The 19,395-nt window shown below is 50.8% G+C and carries 12 protein-coding genes; 4 read left to right on the top strand and 8 right to left on the bottom strand.

Features of this window, described 5'->3' with window-relative positions; genetic code table 11:
• Positions 1 to 42 precede the first annotated feature (42 nt).
• The gene (locus AC07N2_RS10465) at positions 43 to 465 is read right to left on the bottom strand and encodes a hypothetical protein (protein ID WP_494778233.1); all 423 of its coding nucleotides are present in this window, start codon (positions 463 to 465) and stop codon (positions 43 to 45) included.
• Between the two features lie 336 nt (positions 466 to 801).
• On the opposite strand from AC07N2_RS10465, the gene AC07N2_RS10460 reads away from it, so the two are divergent.
• The 3 genes from AC07N2_RS10460 to AC07N2_RS10450 all read left to right on the top strand — a co-directional run bounded on the left by AC07N2_RS10460 (position 802) and on the right by AC07N2_RS10450 (position 3,105).
• Entirely contained in the window at positions 802 to 2,022 is a 1,221-nt protein-coding gene (locus AC07N2_RS10460) for an MFS transporter (RefSeq protein ID WP_494778232.1), read from the top strand.
• 85 nt (positions 2,023 to 2,107) lie between these two features.
• Positions 2,108 to 2,560 (top strand): universal stress protein, encoded by a 453-nt coding sequence (locus AC07N2_RS10455; RefSeq protein WP_494778231.1) that lies wholly within the window; start codon positions 2,108 to 2,110, stop codon positions 2,558 to 2,560.
• 173 nt (positions 2,561 to 2,733) lie between these two features.
• The gene (locus tag AC07N2_RS10450; RefSeq protein WP_494778230.1) at positions 2,734 to 3,105 is read left to right on the top strand and encodes a hypothetical protein; all 372 of its coding nucleotides are present in this window, start codon (positions 2,734 to 2,736) and stop codon (positions 3,103 to 3,105) included.
• Positions 3,106 to 3,237: 132 nt separating this feature from the next.
• Here the strand turns inward: AC07N2_RS10450 and AC07N2_RS10445 are convergent, their stop codons facing one another.
• The 7 genes from AC07N2_RS10445 to AC07N2_RS10415 form a co-directional block, all read right to left on the bottom strand.
• The gene (locus AC07N2_RS10445; RefSeq protein ID WP_494778229.1) at positions 3,238 to 3,489 is read right to left on the bottom strand and encodes a hypothetical protein; all 252 of its coding nucleotides are present in this window, start codon (positions 3,487 to 3,489) and stop codon (positions 3,238 to 3,240) included.
• Positions 3,490 to 3,671: 182 nt separating this feature from the next.
• Complete coding sequence (locus AC07N2_RS10440; RefSeq protein WP_494778228.1) at positions 3,672 to 4,067, bottom strand: YMGG-like glycine zipper-containing protein; 396 nt, start codon at positions 4,065 to 4,067, stop codon at positions 3,672 to 3,674.
• A 262-nt stretch (positions 4,068 to 4,329) separates the two neighbouring features.
• Positions 4,330 to 5,493, bottom strand: coding sequence for a L,D-transpeptidase family protein (locus AC07N2_RS10435; RefSeq protein ID WP_494778227.1), 1,164 nt, complete (start codon positions 5,491 to 5,493; stop codon positions 4,330 to 4,332).
• Between the two features lie 95 nt (positions 5,494 to 5,588).
• The gene (locus AC07N2_RS10430; protein WP_494778226.1) at positions 5,589 to 6,740 is read right to left on the bottom strand and encodes a nuclear transport factor 2 family protein; all 1,152 of its coding nucleotides are present in this window, start codon (positions 6,738 to 6,740) and stop codon (positions 5,589 to 5,591) included.
• A gap of 288 nt (positions 6,741 to 7,028) precedes the next feature.
• The gene (locus AC07N2_RS10425) at positions 7,029 to 10,796 is read right to left on the bottom strand and encodes a coiled-coil domain-containing protein (RefSeq protein ID WP_494778225.1); all 3,768 of its coding nucleotides are present in this window, start codon (positions 10,794 to 10,796) and stop codon (positions 7,029 to 7,031) included.
• Positions 10,797 to 10,966: 170 nt separating this feature from the next.
• The gene (locus AC07N2_RS10420) at positions 10,967 to 13,078 is read right to left on the bottom strand and encodes a hybrid sensor histidine kinase/response regulator (RefSeq protein WP_494778224.1); all 2,112 of its coding nucleotides are present in this window, start codon (positions 13,076 to 13,078) and stop codon (positions 10,967 to 10,969) included.
• 8 nt (positions 13,079 to 13,086) lie between these two features.
• On the bottom strand, positions 13,087 to 18,096 hold the full coding sequence (locus AC07N2_RS10415; RefSeq protein ID WP_494778223.1) for a trifunctional serine/threonine-protein kinase/ATP-binding protein/sensor histidine kinase: 5,010 nt from the start codon (positions 18,094 to 18,096) through the stop codon (positions 13,087 to 13,089).
• Between the two features lie 247 nt (positions 18,097 to 18,343).
• On the opposite strand from AC07N2_RS10415, the gene AC07N2_RS10410 reads away from it, so the two are divergent.
• Positions 18,344 to 19,354 carry a catalase family protein gene (locus AC07N2_RS10410; RefSeq protein ID WP_494778222.1) on the top strand — a complete coding sequence of 337 codons (1,011 nt, stop codon included), beginning with the start codon at positions 18,344 to 18,346 and terminating at the stop codon, positions 19,352 to 19,354.
• Positions 19,355 to 19,395: the final 41 nt, after the last annotated feature.

The raw sequence follows: 19,395 nt of genomic DNA, 5'->3' as shown, positions 1-19,395 counted from the left end.
GGTGTATTCTCGATTCAATAGAAGGTTCTTCAACAGAAAGTATTAAGGAAGCGTGCCCGCAATCAACTCACTACCAACTGTAATCTGCGGCCCGAAAGGCAAAATATTGGCATGTGGCCCCAGTACCTTATTCACACTATCCTTACTCATCTGTTGCTTCATTCCTAACCATGGATTACGTTTCTTGCGCTGCAAGAAGTTCTCTTCTCCCAGCGCATGCACAAATTGCGGTGTAAAAATGGATGGCTCGGTTTTGTTATAGGCATAACCTTCCATCCGGATTTTATTTCCCAAATACCTCAGAGCTTCCACACGCTTTCTTTTCAACATCTTTTCAATTCGTTCGGCTTGATGCTCGGCAATTTCATGGCGTGTATTGATATATCCCGGCCATTCAACGTCGCCTAATTTCTCTGCAATCAAATGCTTGAAAATATCTTGTGGTGTTGTTTGGAGTATGGACATGATCACCTCTGATTTAGTGCGCCTCAAATCGCTACGTCTTATCCCAGAGTGCTTCACCTTGCTCTCAAATCCCTCGCTTACTCATGCAGCAAACAGCCAGTTTGAGCAGGATATTGGCATCGTAGCGGTACCGTGGACTCCGCCATATAGGACAGCAACGCAACTTCGTGTAGGAAAAGATGAAGAAATGCAAACATTTCCCATGAATACGGTATGTCCAAGATAGGATGGCCAGCTTAAGCGGAGCTTAAAAGAATGCCTTAATGTTGATTCCTGCAAATAATATGTATGAATTTCCTGTACGCTTCGTTCTTCAGGATTAAATTGAAATGCACCATGTCTGACGGCTCTTCTGCGCAATCCGCACCATCCATCCCTGCACTCGCTATCCCTGCCTTATCGCTTGCCGCCTTCGGTAGCGCGATTTCGCTACGGGTTACCGACCCTTTATTGCCCCGACTGGCACAAGAATTCGGCATTTCCCTGGGGAATGTTTCTTATGTCATTACCGCTTTTTCCATCGCGTACGGCATCTCCCAATTGTTTTTCGGCCCGGTTGGCGACCGCTTCGGGAAGTACTTTGTCATTTCCTGTGCATGTGTAGCCTGCGCCTTGACCGCGCTGCTATGTGCACTCGCGCCCAGCTATCCTCTGCTTCTGGTCGCACGCCTGCTGGCGGGAGCAACTGCAGCGGCCATCATTCCCTTATCCATGGCCTGGATCGGCGACGTCGTTCCTTATGACGAGCGCCAACCTGTGCTTGCCCAGTTCCTGATTGGGCAAATTGTCGGTATTTCTGCAGGTGTATTGCTGGGTGGTCTGGCCGCCGATTATTTCAGCTGGCGTGTGCCGTTTTTCGGCATTTCACTGTGTTTTGTCTTGATCAGCCTGACACTGTTTTCCTTCAATCGACGCCTGCCAGCTTACGCACTGACCACACACAAAGCTGAAGGTGCAGTAGTGCCGCGCATGATTAACGAGTTCCGGCAAGTATTGTCGAAACCATGGGCGCGCGTCGTACTGATGACAGTGTTTCTGGAAGGCGGCTTCTTGTATGGTGCTTTTGCATTCATCGCCACGCATTTGCATCACAAGCATCAAATATCGCTGACGAATGCCGCTTCCCTGGTCATGCTATTCGGCCTGGGCGGCTTGCTGTATGCCAGCACTTCACGCAAGTTGGTACGCAATCTGGGTGAAAAAGGCTTGGCTCTCTGGGGTGGCATTATCATCACCGCCTCCTTCCTGACCATTGGGCTGGCGCCAAGCTGGTGGTGGGCAATACCGGGGTGTTTCGCTGCTGGCCTCGGTTTTTATATGCTGCATAACACTTTGCAGATCAATGCCACGCAAATGGCACCAGAACGACGCGGTGCAGCCGTTTCGGCCTTTGCCTCCTTTTTCTACTTGGGCCAATCGGTAGGCGTCGGTGCTGCAGGCTTGGCCATTGCCTATCTGGGCACCAGTGTCGTGATTACCATCGGCGCCATTGGTGTCCTCCTGGTCGCTTTGAATTTTTCTCGGCTGAAGTCAGCACACATGACGAGCAATTCTTGAATTGCACAAGAACAAGCTATTTTCTTGCTCCGGGTCCCGTTAGCGATATACTGATATTGCACACTATCGCTAATCAGGAGGCTATATGTATCGCAAAATTCTGGTCGCCTACAATGGCACACCCGAAAGCCGTTCCGCTTTGCAAGAATGTGTAAGACTCGCTCCCGGCCCCGCTACTGAGATCCATTTGCTCGCCGTCGTTAGCCCTCCTCAATCCGTCGTCATCGGTGAATATGCGATGGTGGCGATGCTTGGTGTCGAAGAAGAGATTGCGGCCGAAAAGCAAAAAATGGCAGATGAACTAGCTGCCGGTCATGCTCATTTGCGCGAAGCCGGTTTGACCGTGCACCCGCATCTCGAAATGGGTGAGCCGGTGCCCATGATTGCAGACATGGTCGACAAATTGGGGATAGAGCTTGTGATCGTTGGCCATTCGCGCCTGCAGTCATTGGCCATGCGTTGGTGGCGCGGGTCTACCGATGCTCTACTCGTTGAAAAAATACGCTGCAGTCTATTGGTAGCAAGTGATCCGAACTAATATCGAATACATCTGCATAGAGAAATCACCGTAGCGCGTACTTCTCTCTGCAAGAAAATATCGCTTTGTTGCCTATTTATTAAGCGATACATCTTGTTACAGGCTTTACCAATTAGCTGTGGCTGATTGAGGCAATTAGGCGTTAAATACAATCATCACTGAGTGAGATTGCCATGAAAAAAATTCTTTCCATTTCCCTTGCCGGCTTGGTAGCAAGTGCAGCCTTATTGGCTGCTGCACCAGCAATGGCAGGCGGTCACTGGTCCGTCAACGTGGGTGTCGGCCTTGGCGGTTACGGAGGCGGTTACTATGCACCACCTCCGATGTACTATGCGCCGCCGCTTAATAACTATTCAAATTATTACGCGCCACCTATCGTTTACGGCAATAACATCCCCGTCTACCAACCACCGCCACCTGTCGTTTATGTGCCACCTCCGGTAGTTGTATATGGCTCAAGTTATCGCCCATACTACGGTCCTCATTATCATTCTCCCCGTCCGTATTACCGTGGACCACGCGAGTATCGGGACTATCGTCGTTAATTTTAAAGTGTCATAGGCGCTAAACACTGCGCCTTAATGACGATACGATTATTCTCATTACGATAAAAAAATGGCTAGCCGATAAAGGCTAGCCATTTTTATTTTCTGACTCAGTTCGTCATCAACTATCGCTTATCTCCAACCGCGATGACCATGACCGTAATAGCCATGACCACCACCTCTGTAGTATCCAAAACCCAGACCTATACTCACCGGTGGGCCGACATAGACCGGAGCAGGTGCGGCATAAACAGGGCCGCCAACATAAGCGGGCTGATCGTAATAACCGGCGTTGTACGGCACTATCGCGCATCCGCCCAGTGCAGCCAGCGCCACTAGCGAAATGGTAAGGCGTTTCGCTACGCCTGGATTAAATGATTTCATCGCAACCACCTTTCTTCGAACAATTCGTTAAAGAAGCAAACAGCACATCTTGTGATGCAAACCGCTGCGCTTCTTTTCCGATAATTCAAACCTGCACTCACATTTCCTGCGGAATACATTCTTTCTTCTCATCTCGCATCGACACTATTTGAACGGTATCGATGCCCTTAAAAATCTGAATCCTAGCGACGATAATCGCCGCGACCGTATGGCTCGTAATCAACGCGACGCACATCTCTGTAAGACTGATTACGATAATCGTCACGTTGCGCATAGCTATCGCGGTAATACGGTCTTGCATAAGCAGGAGCGGGACGATAGTAGTTAGGTGCCTGGTAATAAGCTTGCGGTTGGCGGCCATAGTAGCGATCGCCATGACCACCGGAAGCGCTTGCACCAACTGCAGCGCCCAGCACGCCACCGACAATCGCGCCATTTTGTCCACCGACGCTATTACCGATGACTGCGCCAACTACTGCACCGAGTGCTGTGTTGATACCGCGGTTATCTGCAAAGGCAGTCGTTGAAACTGCAGCAGTCGCTATCAGAGCAATACCTATCCATTTTTTATGCAACATATCGATTCCTTTTTGCCGTTGCGAAAACCAGATTTGGCTTCATTAATCGCTTCGGTATGAAATCACTATATAGGCTGCATGCGTAAAATCCACGAGAGAAATAGTCTTTTACAATTGTAAAGAAGTATGAAGACAGGCCTGCTGTATCAGACGAGGAATGATGTGTAGTACTTGAGCAATATTGCTAGAGGGTGATGCATGTATTGCATCCGTATCCGATTCGGGAGAACAACAGAATCGATAGATAGCCGGATGCAATTAATTAGAGATTAACCTCGGAAACGATTTTCCATTGCACGCCTTCCTTGGCCCAATACTGGCGCTTGCGTGTAACGTGCTTCCCTTTGCCGATCACAGCTTCTTGCGTGAAAGCCGCAACGATCAATTCTTTCTGATCCTTCTGATCCGGATAACGGAACAAAGTCACATCACGCAAAGTGACGTTGATTTTGCGCGCACCCAAATTAGACTGCTGTACTTTATCCAGCCAGTTATTCAGATTCTGTCCGCGCATCGCCTTGAAGTTGCGCGAATAATGACGACGCAGCAATTCAGGATCTGTGGTTTCCAGATCGACACGCCATGCTTCCAGCATCTTGTTTGCCGCAACACGATCTGCATCCCATTTTGCCTTCGAGACAAACTTGAGATCTTCGCTGATGATCACCGGCGTATTACCAATTTCCACCGATGCAGACAATTCTTTCAGATCAGGATTGGTGAGCACCACGCAACCATCTGACGACAAAGGTGGGCGGCTGTAACTATCCGATGGCGTACCGTGCAGCCAGATACCAGAACCGCTGCGGCCGTTGGCCTTGTCCCATTCATTCGGGTAATTGATAGGCAAAGCACCCGGACCATAAAATTCCGGCAAACGTGCACCAGGCAAACGCGCAGTAATGTAATACACACCAAGTGGCGTCTTTTGGTCGCCTTCCTTGAACTTGTTGACGCCGAGCTTGCCCTGGCTAATGTAGTAATCACTCACCAGTTTGAAGTTGCCGTTGACGCGCTCATAGACATAAAGACGCGAACGTTTGGCATCGACCAGCAGAATGTTTTTCTGGTCATCGCGCATTTGCAAAATTGCACGTGGGATCAAATCCGGATCAGGCCGCTCGCGCAAAGACTTCAAGCGTACGATCGCTTCATCGCGCAAATTATTGAGGCTCTCGGCAGGTGCATTGGAAGCAGCACCGAACGTTTTAATCGGGCGCGTATGCAATAGCAATAAATCGCCACGCACCAAATGACCAAGACGGAAGTTGGGATAGGCCGCTACCAAGGCATCCGCTTTCGCCTGCGCATCACGCAAGCGATTAGCCGACAATGCCTTGTAGACATCAATCAGCATCACTTCAGGATCGAGGCGTGCCGGAATGCCCGGCTTGCTACCGTTAGCAAGAACTGGCGACGACAACATAATGCTGCCGGCGACCACTAATCCTAAAGCAGTTGTACTTGCCTTATATCCGAGACGATGTGCGATTAATCGCAACTGTTTACACAAACAAACCATTAGCTACCCGAACGCTCCTGCTTGATATGCCATTTGCCAGCCTGCTTGGTCATGACCAGCGTTTTGCGGCTATTCGCTTTGGTACGATCTGAATCGTACACCTGGCGGAATTTCACGGTGGCAGTATTCCCGTTCACGCTCACTTGCGGCGTTTCAATTTTCACGCTGATGCGTCCTTTGTCCTCAATACGTGCACGACGTTCATCCGCCCACGCCTTGCGCGATTGTCCTGCAGGCAAATCAAAGTCATTGGAATAAGCATTCAGATAGCCTTTTACGTCACGTGCGCTCCATGCCTTGGCCCAGGTATGGACAGCCGCCAGAACTTGATCACGCTCAGCATCAGCTGCTGCATTGGCTTTAGCCTTGGCTTCACGCTTGGCGTCGGCTTCCGCTTTTTGTGCTGCCTTCTGTGCCGCTTTTTGTTCGGCTAATTGCTCTGCCTTAGCATCATGTTTCGGCTCAGGCTTGGCTTCGACCTTAGGCACTTCCTTGACTACCGGCTTCTGCTCGACTTTCGGCTCTGCTTTGATCGGTTCTACTTTGGCTGGCGCTGGTGTTGCTGCTGCAACCACGGCTACTTTCGGATTCGTGCCGCCGGTCGTATTTCCAACCAAGGTGCGCACCATCGTCAATTTGGATTTTGCCGCGGTATTGCTGTTATCGAGTTGCAGTGCCTTATCGTAGGCCTGACTTGCCAATTTGGCATGCACATCACCCAGATTTTCATAGGCAGTTGCGTAAGTTGGATTGGTACGAATCGCCATATCCAGCGCTGTGCGTGCCTTGTCGTATTGACCACTGGACGCGTACAAGACCGCCAGATTGTTATAAGGCTCAGGCAAGGTTGGATAATCTTCCGTCAACTTGCTGAAGATCGCGATTGCTTCTGTCGACTTGTTTTGCTCGGTCAGAATCACGCCTTTCAGGAAGCGCATTTGCGCATCCTTTGGATTCTTGCTCAAGAAGGCATCGGCCTTGGCCAAAGCTTGTCCATGCTGCCCTGCGCGCAATAATTGCGACACATCCGCTAATTCATCGGCCATCGCCGGAGAAACACAAAATCCTGCTACCAAGCTGATTGAGATCAAGGCCCGGCTCAGCGCGTGGCGTAAGCCTGAATGTGGAGTGCGGCGCGACGCAAAGAACATGGTTTTCCTTATTATGGTTGTAGGGTAAATGCGCACACCCGATATAGTACGACAAACCGCCGCCCTTCCCCAATCGATTGCTGTATCGAAATGTGGCGGGATGACTACGTTTTTCAGGGATGTGGCACGGTTGGATAGGCAATTTCTGTGCTCGGTGATGATTTTCCGAGATTTGGCTACCGCTCGCAAGCACGCATCGACGGATGAAATCCGATACGACTGTGGAATACAAAACAAGGGGATATGCAGCTAGCATGCTGCATATCCCCTTGATTTATTGGAGCGAAATTACTTTGCCGATGAGGTATTGGAAGTATGTGCAGCGGAAGAGCTTGCTGCAGGCACCGTCATCAGTGCATACGACATTTGCAAATTAGCGGCAGGAACCAGTGCCGGCAATTCGACTGGCGCACTGGCAATGGTCGGCGCGACTGCGACTTGTTTGGCAGCTTGCGGTGTCAACAACTGCATCGCACCACTTTGCACAGCCCAAGCCGCGACGCCTGCACACAAAGCCAGACCAACCGCGACCGAAGTCCATACACGTGCATTCGATTTACGTGGCAGCGTGACGGTCGACTCTGCCAAAACGGCTTCAGCCCGCATACGCCATTCTTCGTTGTGTTCGCTTTGTGCGCTGATACGCAGCAACAACTCACGTGCGACAAGTTGTGCTTCTTCTTGCTCACGATCCAGTCTTGCCTGATTGGCCTTGGATAATTCCAGCGCAGCATTAGCCAGCTTTGCTTTTTTTTGTGCAATCGTCAGTGCTTCGCGTTCTGCTTCGAGTTGCGCTTCTTGTGCCAGGCGTGCCTCGGTTTCCAGTGCCAGGCGCTGCGCAGCCAACCCCGCTTCTTCCAATCCGGCGATCGCAGATTGTTCGGCTTCTGTGCAAGCACGCTGTTCAGCCTGAAGCTTCTCTTGCATGGCAAGCAAGGCGATTTCACTTGCTTCAGCACGTTGCAATTCAAGCTGTTGCTGCTCTTCCAGCATGCTCACTGCTTGTTGTTCTGCACTGATGCGTTGCGCTTCAATTTCAGCCAACTCATTTGCTTCCTGCGCCTTGCGCTCGGCAAGCTCTGTCAAAATGCTTTGCGCTTCAGCTTGCTGTGTTTCTTTTTCCAGCAATGCTTTTTCTGCCATGGTTGCGGCTTCGGTCGCTTCACGCAATGCTGCTTGTACTTGTTCCCGGCTGCGCAAAATACCGGCTTGTTCTTGTTCCGCACGCACACGTGACTCGGATGCAGCCAATGCGGCTTCTTCTGCCACCAGTTTTTCCTGCGTTGCTTGCAACAATGCGGTCGCTGCTTGCGCGCGTTGCTGCTCGACTGTCAGTTTTTTCTCGATCGCATTCATGGCTTGCTGTTCCAGATTGGCGCGTACACGTTCTGTTTTCGCCAATTCAACTGCTTGCCGTGCCTGGATCTCGGCCGCTTCTGCTGCTTTACGTTGCAACACAACTTGTTGTTCTGCTGCTTCGAGCATTTGCTTTTCTGCCGCCAGACGCTGCACACCAGATGTACGCGACGCCTGCTCTGCTTCGGCGCGTGCCTGCAGCGTATTGGCCTCTTCGTTTTCCAAAAGAATGCGCGCTTCGGCCTCTATCCGTGCCTGCTGCTCCAAGGCCAGCTTTTGCTGTACAGCGGCCAATGCGTCTTGTTCTGCCAGACTGCGTGCTTGTTCCGCTTGTGCCAAGGCCAACGCTTCTGCTGCGCGTTGTTCTGATGCCAATGCAGCAGCGTGCTGAAATTCTGCCTTGGCTCTGGTTTGCTCCAATGTCGCGCGCGTTGCTACGCATTCTGCTTCGCTGGCTTCGCGAATTTTTCGTTCGGCCAGTTCACGCTCACGCAGCATTTCCATATTCTGCAATTCGGCAACCGTACGTGCTTCTGCTTCGGCTTGTGCTGCGGCTTCGATCTGGCATTTTTCTTCAATTGCCTGTACTGCCAATTCTTCCGCTTCTGCACGTTCACGCTCGGCACGTGTCAGCTCAACCATTTGGCGTGTTTTTTCCAAGGCGGCACGTGCAGCCTTGCGCTGCAAATCGGTCTTGGCTTTGGTTTGTGCCAGTGCATGTTGGTTGGCAACGCATTCTGCTTCGCGTGCAGCGCGTAATTCTTGATCAGCTTGTTGTTGCGCTTCCATCAGCGCAGCGTGTTCCTGATTCGCACGGGCGCGGGCTTCTGATGCGGCTTGCGCTTCCTGTTCTTTTGCGATTTTCGCCTGATTGGTTTGCAATTCTTTTTGCACAGCGTCGGCATGCTGGCGTTCGGCTGCCAACTTTTCCTGCATGACTGCCAGCGCTTTTTGTTCAACTTGCAGACGTTGTTCTTGCAGTTTTGCCAGCTTTACTGCTTCATGAGCTTGAGCCAAAGCGGCATCCGCTGCTGCACGTTTCAAGTTCGCTTGCGCTACCGTTTGCTCCATGGTGAGCTTGATGGCTGCGCTTTCCGCTTCTTGTGCAGAGAGATTATTTTGCTCGGCTTGCTCTTGCATGCGCAACAATGCGGTCTGCTCTTGATCAGCTTCTGCACGTGCCTTAACACTTGCCGAGACGGCTTCTTCTGCCTGCGTCTTTTCCTGCAATGCGACTAATGCACGTTGTTCCGCTGCTGCACGCTCACGCTCGGCATTGGCCAGTGCCAATGCTTCTTCCGCTTGTTGCGATGCAGTTTCAGCCATCTGCTGTTGCAAATTGACGCGTTCTGCTGCTCTGTCGAGTGCAATTTTTTCAGAAGTCGCACGTGCTGCTGCCATTGAAGCGGCAGCGCGTTCCATCGCTAAACGTTGTTCAGCCAGTTCTCTGGCACGCAATTCTTCTTCAGCCCGTACACGTGACGCTGCGACGGCCTGTTGTTCAGCAATCGCACGTTGACGTGCTTCTTCTTCGCCTCTGGCTTCTACTGCGATGCGAGCACGGACTTGTTCATCGGCTTGATGCTCGGCTTCTACGCGAGCAACTGCGGAGGTTTGTAATTGTTTTTCAACCTGGATGCGTGCTTCGGTCGCAACGCGGATGCGCTCTTCAGCTTCGCGACGCGACTGCGCTGCAACTGCAGCCATTCTTTCTACATGCTCGCGACGCTCAGCGGCTGCATGCATCTCGGCTTCGGCCTGCAAGCGCATTTGAATCGCTTCCAGCGCGCGTTGTTCGGATTCGATACGTGCTTGTGCGGTTGACTGTTGTTCCTGCTCGGTTGCGGCGCGGGCTAGCGCATCTTCACGTGCACGCACTTCGGCAGGTACACGGTTGAGCATGGTTGCCAAAGCCTTGCTGTCGGCTTCTTCACGTTGCTGTGTCAGGATCGCTGCATCGCGCTGCGCGCTGATCAATGACTTATTGGTTTCCAGTGCACTTTTCTCGCGGCGGGCATGTTCACGCGCCAGATCGGCTACGCGTGATTCCAGACGCGCACGTTCGGCGGCATCTTCTTGTGCTGACTGCGTGGCAATTTCCGTCGCAGTGATGCGCTCAGCCACTTGACGGCGCATGTCTTCAGTTTCTTGCGCCAATTGTTCGGCAGCCGCTGCGGCACGGGCGCTCAGTTCGCTTTCTTCAGCGATTTGTTCAATGGTGCGTTTGCGCGCTTGTTGCTCTGCTTTTGCACGGCCAATCGCGATGATGCCTAGTTGCGTATCGGCTTCGGTGCGTGCACGGAGTTCTGCAATTTCCTTGTTGACGGCGATAGTACGGGCTTCGCTGGCTGCGCGTGCCTGACGTTCTGCTTCCAGACGAGCACGGCTGGCGGCAATGGCTTCTTCGGCAGCACGGGCGTTCTTATTGGCTTCGGCGATGGCCGCTGCATCGGTTTGCACACGGTCTTCTGCGAGGGAACGGGCGTGCGCTTCGGCATAAGCGCGGTTTTCTGCAGTGACTGTCGCCTTGGCTTCTGCTTCCACGCGGGCGATTGCCTCACGTATCGCCTTGAGATCCATGCCTCCGACACGAGCACCGCTTTTCGGCACATCAATTGTGCTGTCAATAACGTCGTCATTCTCCGCATCAGTCGCTTGCAGAGAAAGATTCTTACGCAGTGCTTGATTCGTTTCCATCATGGATCCCCGTTTTGGATATCAGTTCCGGACGCTTTTTATCTACATAGGCCGGAGTTTCTTAATAGGCATTATCAGGGGCTGGAGCGCAAATCAGACCTGAAAAAGAGGGGGAAAGCCGAGTCATTTCGGCGATATGGCAGGCAGTTTGGGTAGGAATTAGCCGTATTTTGCTAATCCCGCGTGGCCGATAACTCATGCAAAATGCTGCTCAAACGCTCCATACGGAACGGTTTGACGAGGAAATAGTTCATCCCTGCGTCCATACAAGTTTGTATATCTGACAACGCACCGGCAGCCGTCAGTGCAACAATAGGCAGCGTCGATGCAGGTGCCGGCATGCGGCGAATCGCGCGTGTAGCTGCCAAGCCATCCATTTCCGGCATGTGCATATCCATCAGTACAACATCAAATACCTCGTTTTGCACGGCTAGCACCGCTTCATGGCCGTTTTGCGCAATGTGTACTGTATGCCCGGCTTTCTTCAACAAAGCGACAGCGACTTTTTGATTGATCTCGTTATCTTCGGCCAGCAAAATATGTAATGTACGCTTCGTTTTTGGTGGAGCGGTGGCAAGTACCTCGGACACTGCCTCCGCCTTTGCAGCTCGCGCAAATGTCAATTCGAACCAAAACTGGCTACCTTTATCCAGCACACTCTCGACACCAATGCTGCCGCCCTGCATTTCTATGATCTTCTTGCAGATCGACAGGCCAAGACCGGTACCACCAAAGCGCCGCGAAATAGAACTGTCTGCCTGCGAGAAAGCCTGGAACAACAGTGGTTGCGCTTCCGGCGCGATCCCGATGCCACTGTCTATCACGGTAAAGCGCAAACGAGCTTGCGCTTCATCCAAGGCAAGCGCCTCGATCTTCAAAGAAACACCACCTTGCTCGGTAAACTTCAAGGCATTGTTAATCAAATTCAGCAGGACCTGACGCAAACGGCTAACGTCACCTACCAGCAGGCGCGGCACATCCGAGACGTAATCCACGCTGAGAGATAAAGCCGTTTCACAAGTCCTGGAAGACATCAGATTGATCACGCTATCGACAGTTTTGATCAAATCGAAATGCGTGGATTCAAACTGCAGATTGCCCGATTCCAGTTTGGAAAAATCAAGGATGTCATTAAGAATACTGAGCAAGGCTTCTGCCGAGTACTGCGCCGTTTCCAGATGCTCACGCTGATCGCGGTCTGTGGTTTCGGCAAGTGCCAATTGCATCATGCCCAGCATGCCGTTCATGGGCGTACGGATTTCATGGCTCATTACCGCGAGAAATTCCGATTTGGCTCGGTTCGCAGATTCTGCCTCATCCTTCGCAAGCGATAAATCGCGCGTCCGTTCTATGACTTGATTTTCCAGATCATGGCTGAGACTGACCAAGGACTCATACAACTGCACATTCGCCAGACCTGCTGCAATATTGCTGCACAACACATCAACCAGTCGTCGCTCCAACTCGGACAAGGGACGTTGCAATGGCAACCACACCGCATATTCACCAGTGTCATTGAGCGAGCGTATATATAAACAAATATGATCGCTATCGTACAAATTTCTTTGTGCATTGAGTGTCTGCATCACAGCATCTTGCACCGTAGAAGAAAACACTGCCTGCGTACCGACTGATGCAAGCGTCCGCAGTTCCACGCTATTCAATGCACGACGCACCACTAAGCCATCCAGCGGATGTTGTATCAATATATTGATTTGCTTCAGGATTTGCGTGGCGAACGCATGTTCGGAAGGCGTTTGCAGAAAAATGCTGGCTGCATTGACTACCCGCTCCAAACCATCGCGACCTTTTTCCAGCCAGATGATGTCTTCGTACGAACGCAAAGCAGAGATAATGCAGGTCAGTAGTTTCTGCCGCGTTAATTCAGTCTTCGATTTGTAATCATTAATGTCGTAATCAATCACAACATCACGTTCCGGTGCCTGTCCTGGTTGGCCGGTACGCAGCACTATGCGCAGACGACGATTGCGCATCTGCTCACGTATATGCCGTACCAGCTTCAAGCCGGCGTTGTCATCTTCCATCACGACGTCGAGCAGAATAATCGCCGTATCCGGATGTTGCGCGAGTATGTCGCGTGCTTCTGCTGCTGAATAGGCATGCAAAAATTGCAGTGCACGGCCTTTGAACATCACATCGATCATTGCAACCGCAGTGACTTGATGCACTTCCTCTTCATCATCCGCGATTAGAATTTTCCATGGCGGTTCAATGTTGCCGGTCGCGCCTTCTTTTTCTGGTGCGAAAGAAAAGTCTTCAAACATGGCGCATCCTAAACATGGCGTTGCGAAGCATGACCAATGTCAGCATCGGGAGCTGCCGTAACCGGATTACGCGGGAAACGCAGTATGAATGTTGTGCCCTCGCCCACTTGGCTTTCAACTGTGATTTGTCCTTGCAGGCTATTGGTGACGAGATTATGAATAATACTCAAACCCAGTCCACTGCCACCACGACCGCGCATGGTGGTAAAAAATGGATCGAATATTTTTGCCAAATTTTCCTGTGGAATACCTTTTCCGTTATCGGAAAAGCGCAACTCGACCAAATCCGTTTCCTGTCCATTGGTGTAGACACTACGCACCACAATCAACATTTCGCCACGCACATTTTCCGGAAATGCATGTAGCAAGGCATTCATCATCATATTCGTAATGATCTGTGACAGCGCACCAGGATAGGTATCCACTTCTATCGCTTCGTCGCAATTGACCGTTACCCTGTGTTCTGACCTGCGCAACATCGGACTCAGATTCGACAAGACTTCATCGATGTATCCCTTCAAGCGGAAAGTACGTCGCTCAGCGCTGGTTTGATCAACGGCCACATCCTTGAAGCTTTGTATCATGGTCGCCGCACGTTCCATATTGGATAACAACAATTTACTGATCGTCGTCGCTGTACCAACATACGCATCGAGATCGGAACGTTTCATCTCGCCGGTCTGAAACAAGGACTTCAAACGTGTTGTCTCTTCTGCCAACGTAGACGCACCAGTGACGCCGACGCCCAATGGTGTATTGATCTCATGCGCGACACCGGCAACTAGCTGACCTAGCGATGCCAGCTTGGCAGATTCCACCAAGCGTTTTTGCGTGTGTCGCAAGGAATTCAGCGTGTCATGCAATTCATTATTTTTTTGACTAAGCGCTTGCGTACGCGCCTCGATCTTTTGTTCAAGGTCGTTGTACAAACCTGCATTTTCCAGAGAAATGGCTATCTGCGTTGAGAGCATCTGCAATAACTCTGTATGTTCCTGCGTGAAGGCATCAATCGCCAGGTTATTCTCCATATACAGAACACCAACCAGTTGTCCCTGCTTCTGCAATGGCAAACACAAAATTGATTTCGGTCGTTCACGTTCTATGTATGGATCACCATTGAATTGGCTATCGTTCCCGGCATCACCCAACACAACTTTCTCTTGTGTGCGTTTGACGTAATTGATAACGGCAAGGCCGAGGTTGTTACTTTTCTCGACTGGCAAACCTTGTTGTACAACAATGGCACCATCCGCTGTCACTTCCGCTTGAATAAACAAGCTGCCATGTTCCATTAATAACAAAGCGCCTTTTTGTGCCCCTGCATTCTCGATCAACAAACGCATCAATTGAGACAGTAATTTATCGAGCTGGATCTCACCCGATAAAGTTTGCGATGCCTTGATGACGGTTTGAATATCCATCTGCCGCTCACGCACATCTTTCAACTCGCGACTATCAGCATGTTTGCGCGTAATCACCCGTGCCAATAGAATTGGATAGGACTCTTCCATTTGCAAAGCTTTGGCGTATCCACCCCAGTCCTCGTATCGCGCATGTGCCTGTTCCAAGTGCATGCGCGCATTAATATCTTTGCCCTGACTGAGGTAAAACTTTCCGGCCAGCTCATGCGCTAATGCTTCATCGTTGATGAAGCCATATTGACGCGCACCCGTGATCGCATGTTCGTAGAATTGCTCCGCCAGTCTGTTCTTGTCGGCGACGCGGAATGCTTCAGCTTCGATCAATTGCCATTTATGGCGATAATTCATCGACGCGTGATCAGCCCACGGCTTGAACTTCCTTTGCATGGCCCGGACTTTGGCAAGCGTATTCGACGCATGCGAATCATACGGACGGCATAGCGCCAACTCAGAGAGTGAATATACCCACATCAAGAAACCGGACGAAGGCGTACCGAAGTGAAAGCCTGGCAAATCCATCGCCTCTTCTGCATGCGAACGTGCATTGGCGAATTCACCAAAATAATATTCGCCGATAGACTGGATCGTGCGTACATAAAAAATGCCCCACGGATCTATCGCATTTTTACGCGCCATTACGTAATCTTCCTGATCCCTGCCTTGTGTAATGTCACCAATAGGCTCACCTACCAAACGGGAGAAGAGCAATGCCCACGGAATCATGACGCCGAGCAAAGCGGCGTAATCCATCTTCCGATAAATATCCAGATCCTTGCGTATGGTTGCCAGGGCATCCTGCACATTGCCGCCGGATTGAAAACGGATCGCATCTGAGAATGACAGCGCCACCATCGCACCAGGCCGATCACCAACTTCCATGGCCTTGACATAGATGTCCATCAAGGGCTCCAGCGACAAGCGTAGATGCTCTCGATGATGCCGAATGATGCCGTGAAAAATCCCGGCTGCGCCTAGCGATTGCTTGTCACCACCCAGTTGCGCTGCGACCTTGCCGAACTTGTAGCCTTCAGCAATCCGTCCCAATTTACCAACCAGCGTGCGCGCCCATACCGCGTATGCATACGCGCAGTTCGGCGACGAACCATAACGTATCGAGCGACGCACCATTTCCAGTGCGACCCACAGGACAACTGGAGAACCTGCCAAATACGTAAATCCATAACCAAGAAAAGCCATCGTGGCGTGCAATTGCAGCAAATACTGAGGATCAGTAGCCGGCGGCAAATGCTCCAGTTCCAACGGATCCCTGCCACGCAAGGCTATCTTCAATTTCAGACGCGACAGCAGAATATCTTTTTCACTCAAATTGTCAGGTACCTTGATGCCGGAAATTTCCAGCATTTCAATACCGGTTTGCATCAATTCCTGCGGCTTGTAAATCGCACCGTAGCAACGAATCAAGTAATTTTTTGCAGCAATCATTTCGTGCGGCGTTTCGCTTCTATCGCACACGATCTGACACAGACTTTCCATTTCCTTATAGTCGGCCCGTGCGAAAGCAGCATTAATACGCTCCATGTACAAATCGTGCATGAAGGCCTGCTTCTCACGCCAGATATGGACACTGCCGAACGTGCCCGCAATATCGATGCAATCGCGATGCACATCGAAGGCTGCCGACTTACGCGCCTTCTTTGCTGCCTGCAAATTCAACTCAGCCAACTCATCTTTCTCTATCTGCGACGTCATTAATGCACGTCCCTGATTCAGATGATCGACCAATTCAAAAATGGACTCTTCCTTTTCCTCTTCGCTCAGACTGTTGAGCAAAAGGCGACCAATCTCCAAATGGATGGCATCGGTCTCATGCTTGGCGATACCCTCGTATGCAGCTTGTTGTACTTTATCGTGCTGGAATTGATATACATAAGACACCAGCGCCGCCGCTGCCACCGTATGCTCTGCCGGCAGAATCAATCCTGTCTGTATTGCGTCATGCAATAACTCGCCAATTTCCTGCTTGGATTTTTGGCTGACCGTTTCCAGTGTCTGGATATCAAAGCGACTGCCTATACATGCAGCAATCGTGAGCAGGCGCTGCGTAGGCTCCGGCAAACGACGCAACTCTTTCATCAGCAGATCAACCACGTTGTCCGTGATGTTCAATGCCTCTATTTCTGCAAAACTCCATTGCCAGCGACCATTCTCAAACTTCAAGTATCCATCGTTGTTCAAACTCTTGATGAACTGGCCTATGAAAAATGGATTGCCCAAGGTTTTGCGATAAATCAGACTCGCCAGCGAGATCGCTTCAGGCACTGAACACTTGAGCGTATCTGCTACCAATTCGACGATACTCACTTCCGACAAGGGACTGACTTCTATCGTCGTGATGGTCGTCTCTTTACGTATCAAATCGATGGTCAGATTAAGTGGATGCGTAATATCGACTTCATTATTGCGATAGGCACCGATCAGCAGCAGACAAGGCTCGTCCAGATTCCTCATCAACAGTGTGATGAGCTTCAGTGATGCCGCATCGGCCCATTGCAAATCGTCGAGAAAGAGAACAATAGGATGATCAGCATGGGTAAACACGCTGACGAAATTTTGCATCACATAGTTGAAGCTGTTGCGCGTAGCACTCGGCAATGGCACTGGCAATTGCTTGCCGATGATAAATTCCAACTCTGGGATCGCATCAATAATCAGCTGTCCATTCGGCCCCAGCGCTTTCAACAATTTCACGCGCCACTCGGCGATTCTACTTTCACTTTCGGTCAGAATTTGCCGCATCAATTCGCGGAAGGCTTGATTGAATGCAGAGTAAGGAATCGTGCGTTTGAACTGGTCGAACTTCCCTGAAATGAAATAGCCACCTTGCGCCACGACTGGCTTATGGATTTCATTGACCAGCGACGATTTTCCAATACCGGAATAACCAGTCACCAGCAACAGCTCTACACCGCCGTCGGTAACGCTCTTGAATGCATTCAGCAAGCGCGCATATTCACAATCACGGCCGTATAACTTTTGAGAAATTTGCAGACGATCATAGACATCGTGTTGTGCCAACGCAAATGGCTCAATCGCACCGACTTCCATCAATGCGTGCTGACATTGCTCAATATCGCTCAGCAAACCATCCAGGCTCTGATAGCGATCCTCTGCATTTTTTGCCAGCAGCTTGAGAACAATATTGCCTACAGCTTCTGGAATCGCAGGATTAAAACGACTAGGTGGTAATGGTTTCTTTGCGATGTGGCTATACACCAGCTCCATCACGTTATCCGACTCGAACGGCAGATGACCACTCAGCAATTCATAGAACACGATACCAAGCGAGTAATAGTCGCTGCGGTAATCGACCTGCCGGTTCATGCGGCCAGTTTGTTCCGGCGAACTATAGGCGAGTGGAACCGTCGCATCGTTGCGGAACTCAACCGAGTCATCTGGTGATAAACGCAAGTTGGCAAGACATATCGCTTGATGCAGATCGATGCGCTTATGTACTTCGCTCAAGCCGCGTATCGTCGCGACAAATAAGGTGAGCGCGCCAACCAAATCGTAATTGGATACACCGGTGCGATCCTGCTCTGGCTCATCCAACGCTGCCGGCAAGTGAAAAAACATCATGCGATGCAAGCCGGTTTTCGCCAGACTCGATCGCTTCAGTAGTGGTGTCCAACCCGGTTGCTGTGGGAATTTGATTTGATGCTCCGGTTTTAATCACAGTCTGACAACTACGCGCGTCAGTTTTTCTTGCAAAAAAGTTAATTGCAGTTAATGATAGACAACTATTATCCGGTCACCTGCCCCGCGTAATATAGCTCGAAATGCCTGTTGCGCGGCCATGATGTGGTATCAAATCTACAATAAATTTATGCCCAACAATTCGCTCGCTCAAGAAACCATTCCCGCTCACGAAATCGAATACACCCGCGACCTCTCTGCACGCCTGCAAGCCAAAATCATTCGAGACAATCCTACCGGTATCATGCGCCGCGATGCCCATCCCAAGATGCATGGTTTGGTCAAGGCAGAATTCACTGTTGAATCGGATCTACCGGCCATGCTGCGAGTCGGCATATTCAGTGAGCCACGCACGTATCAGGCATGGATACGCTACTCCAATCAAGACGGCACGATACAGGCAGATACTGCGCGCGACATTCGCGGCATGGCCATCAAATTGATGGGCGTACCCGGTGACAAGTTACTGGAAGACCAACGTCATGAACAGACACAAGACTTCATCGTCATCAGTACCAATGTGTTTGTCACTAAGGATGTCGAAGAATTCGACGCGATGATCAAGGCGATGACCAGCAACACGCTGGCAAAAATTCTGTTTTTTGCCACGCATTGGCGTGTCATCTGGAATTTGATCAAATCGCTGAAGAAGTTCGCCAATCCGCTGCAAATGCGCTACTGGAGCACCACGCCTTATTTGTTCGGTGACACTGCAGTCAAATATTCCGCCATCCCGCGTGTCACGAATGCTGACGCCATTCCATCCAATCCTGGCCCTGACTATCTACGTCAGGCCATGGTGCGCCAATTGGCACAAGGCGAAGCGATATTCGATTTCACGGTACAACTACAGATCGATTCAAACAGTATGCCGATAGAAGATCCAGGCAAGGAATGGAAAGAAAGTGAATCGCCTTTCCGCAAAGTCGCGACGATTCGTATTCCACAACAAGAATTTGATAGTGAAGCGCAACGCGTATTCGGTGAAAACCTGTCGTTCACGCCTTGGCATAGCCTGCCAGCACATCGCCCGCTCGGCGGCATCAATCGCGCACGCAAGATAGTCTACGATGCGATTTCAAAATTCCGCCACGAATACAACAAGGTTGCACGGCGCGAACCAAGTAATTGGGACATTTGATCAAGCGCAACACGAGGGAATCCAACTGCGATTCCCTCGTC

This window comes from Herminiimonas sp. GW821-FHT09C12 (genome assembly GCF_059416385.1).
The sequence above is the reverse complement of the archived record's forward strand: the minus strand, read 5'-3'. Positions and strand labels throughout refer to the sequence as shown.

Excerpts from the sequence above, each read along its gene's own strand:
- AC07N2_RS10465 (WP_494778233.1), bottom strand. The coding sequence starts at position 465 with ATGTCCATACTCCAAACAACACCACAAGATATTTTCAAGCATTTGATT.
- AC07N2_RS10460 (WP_494778232.1), top strand. The coding sequence starts at position 802 with ATGTCTGACGGCTCTTCTGCGCAATCCGCACCATCCATCCCTGCACTC.
- AC07N2_RS10455 (WP_494778231.1), top strand. The coding sequence starts at position 2,108 with ATGTATCGCAAAATTCTGGTCGCCTACAATGGCACACCCGAAAGCCGT.
- AC07N2_RS10450 (WP_494778230.1), top strand. The coding sequence starts at position 2,734 with ATGAAAAAAATTCTTTCCATTTCCCTTGCCGGCTTGGTAGCAAGTGCA.
- AC07N2_RS10445 (WP_494778229.1), bottom strand. The coding sequence starts at position 3,489 with ATGAAATCATTTAATCCAGGCGTAGCGAAACGCCTTACCATTTCGCTA.
- AC07N2_RS10440 (WP_494778228.1), bottom strand. The coding sequence starts at position 4,067 with ATGTTGCATAAAAAATGGATAGGTATTGCTCTGATAGCGACTGCTGCA.
- AC07N2_RS10435 (WP_494778227.1), bottom strand. The coding sequence starts at position 5,493 with ATGTTGTCGTCGCCAGTTCTTGCTAACGGTAGCAAGCCGGGCATTCCG.
- AC07N2_RS10430 (WP_494778226.1), bottom strand. The coding sequence starts at position 6,740 with ATGTTCTTTGCGTCGCGCCGCACTCCACATTCAGGCTTACGCCACGCG.
- AC07N2_RS10425 (WP_494778225.1), bottom strand. The coding sequence starts at position 10,796 with ATGATGGAAACGAATCAAGCACTGCGTAAGAATCTTTCTCTGCAAGCG.
- AC07N2_RS10420 (WP_494778224.1), bottom strand. The coding sequence starts at position 13,078 with ATGTTTGAAGACTTTTCTTTCGCACCAGAAAAAGAAGGCGCGACCGGC.
- AC07N2_RS10415 (WP_494778223.1), bottom strand. The coding sequence starts at position 18,096 with ATGATGTTTTTTCACTTGCCGGCAGCGTTGGATGAGCCAGAGCAGGAT.
- AC07N2_RS10410 (WP_494778222.1), top strand. The coding sequence starts at position 18,344 with ATGCCCAACAATTCGCTCGCTCAAGAAACCATTCCCGCTCACGAAATC.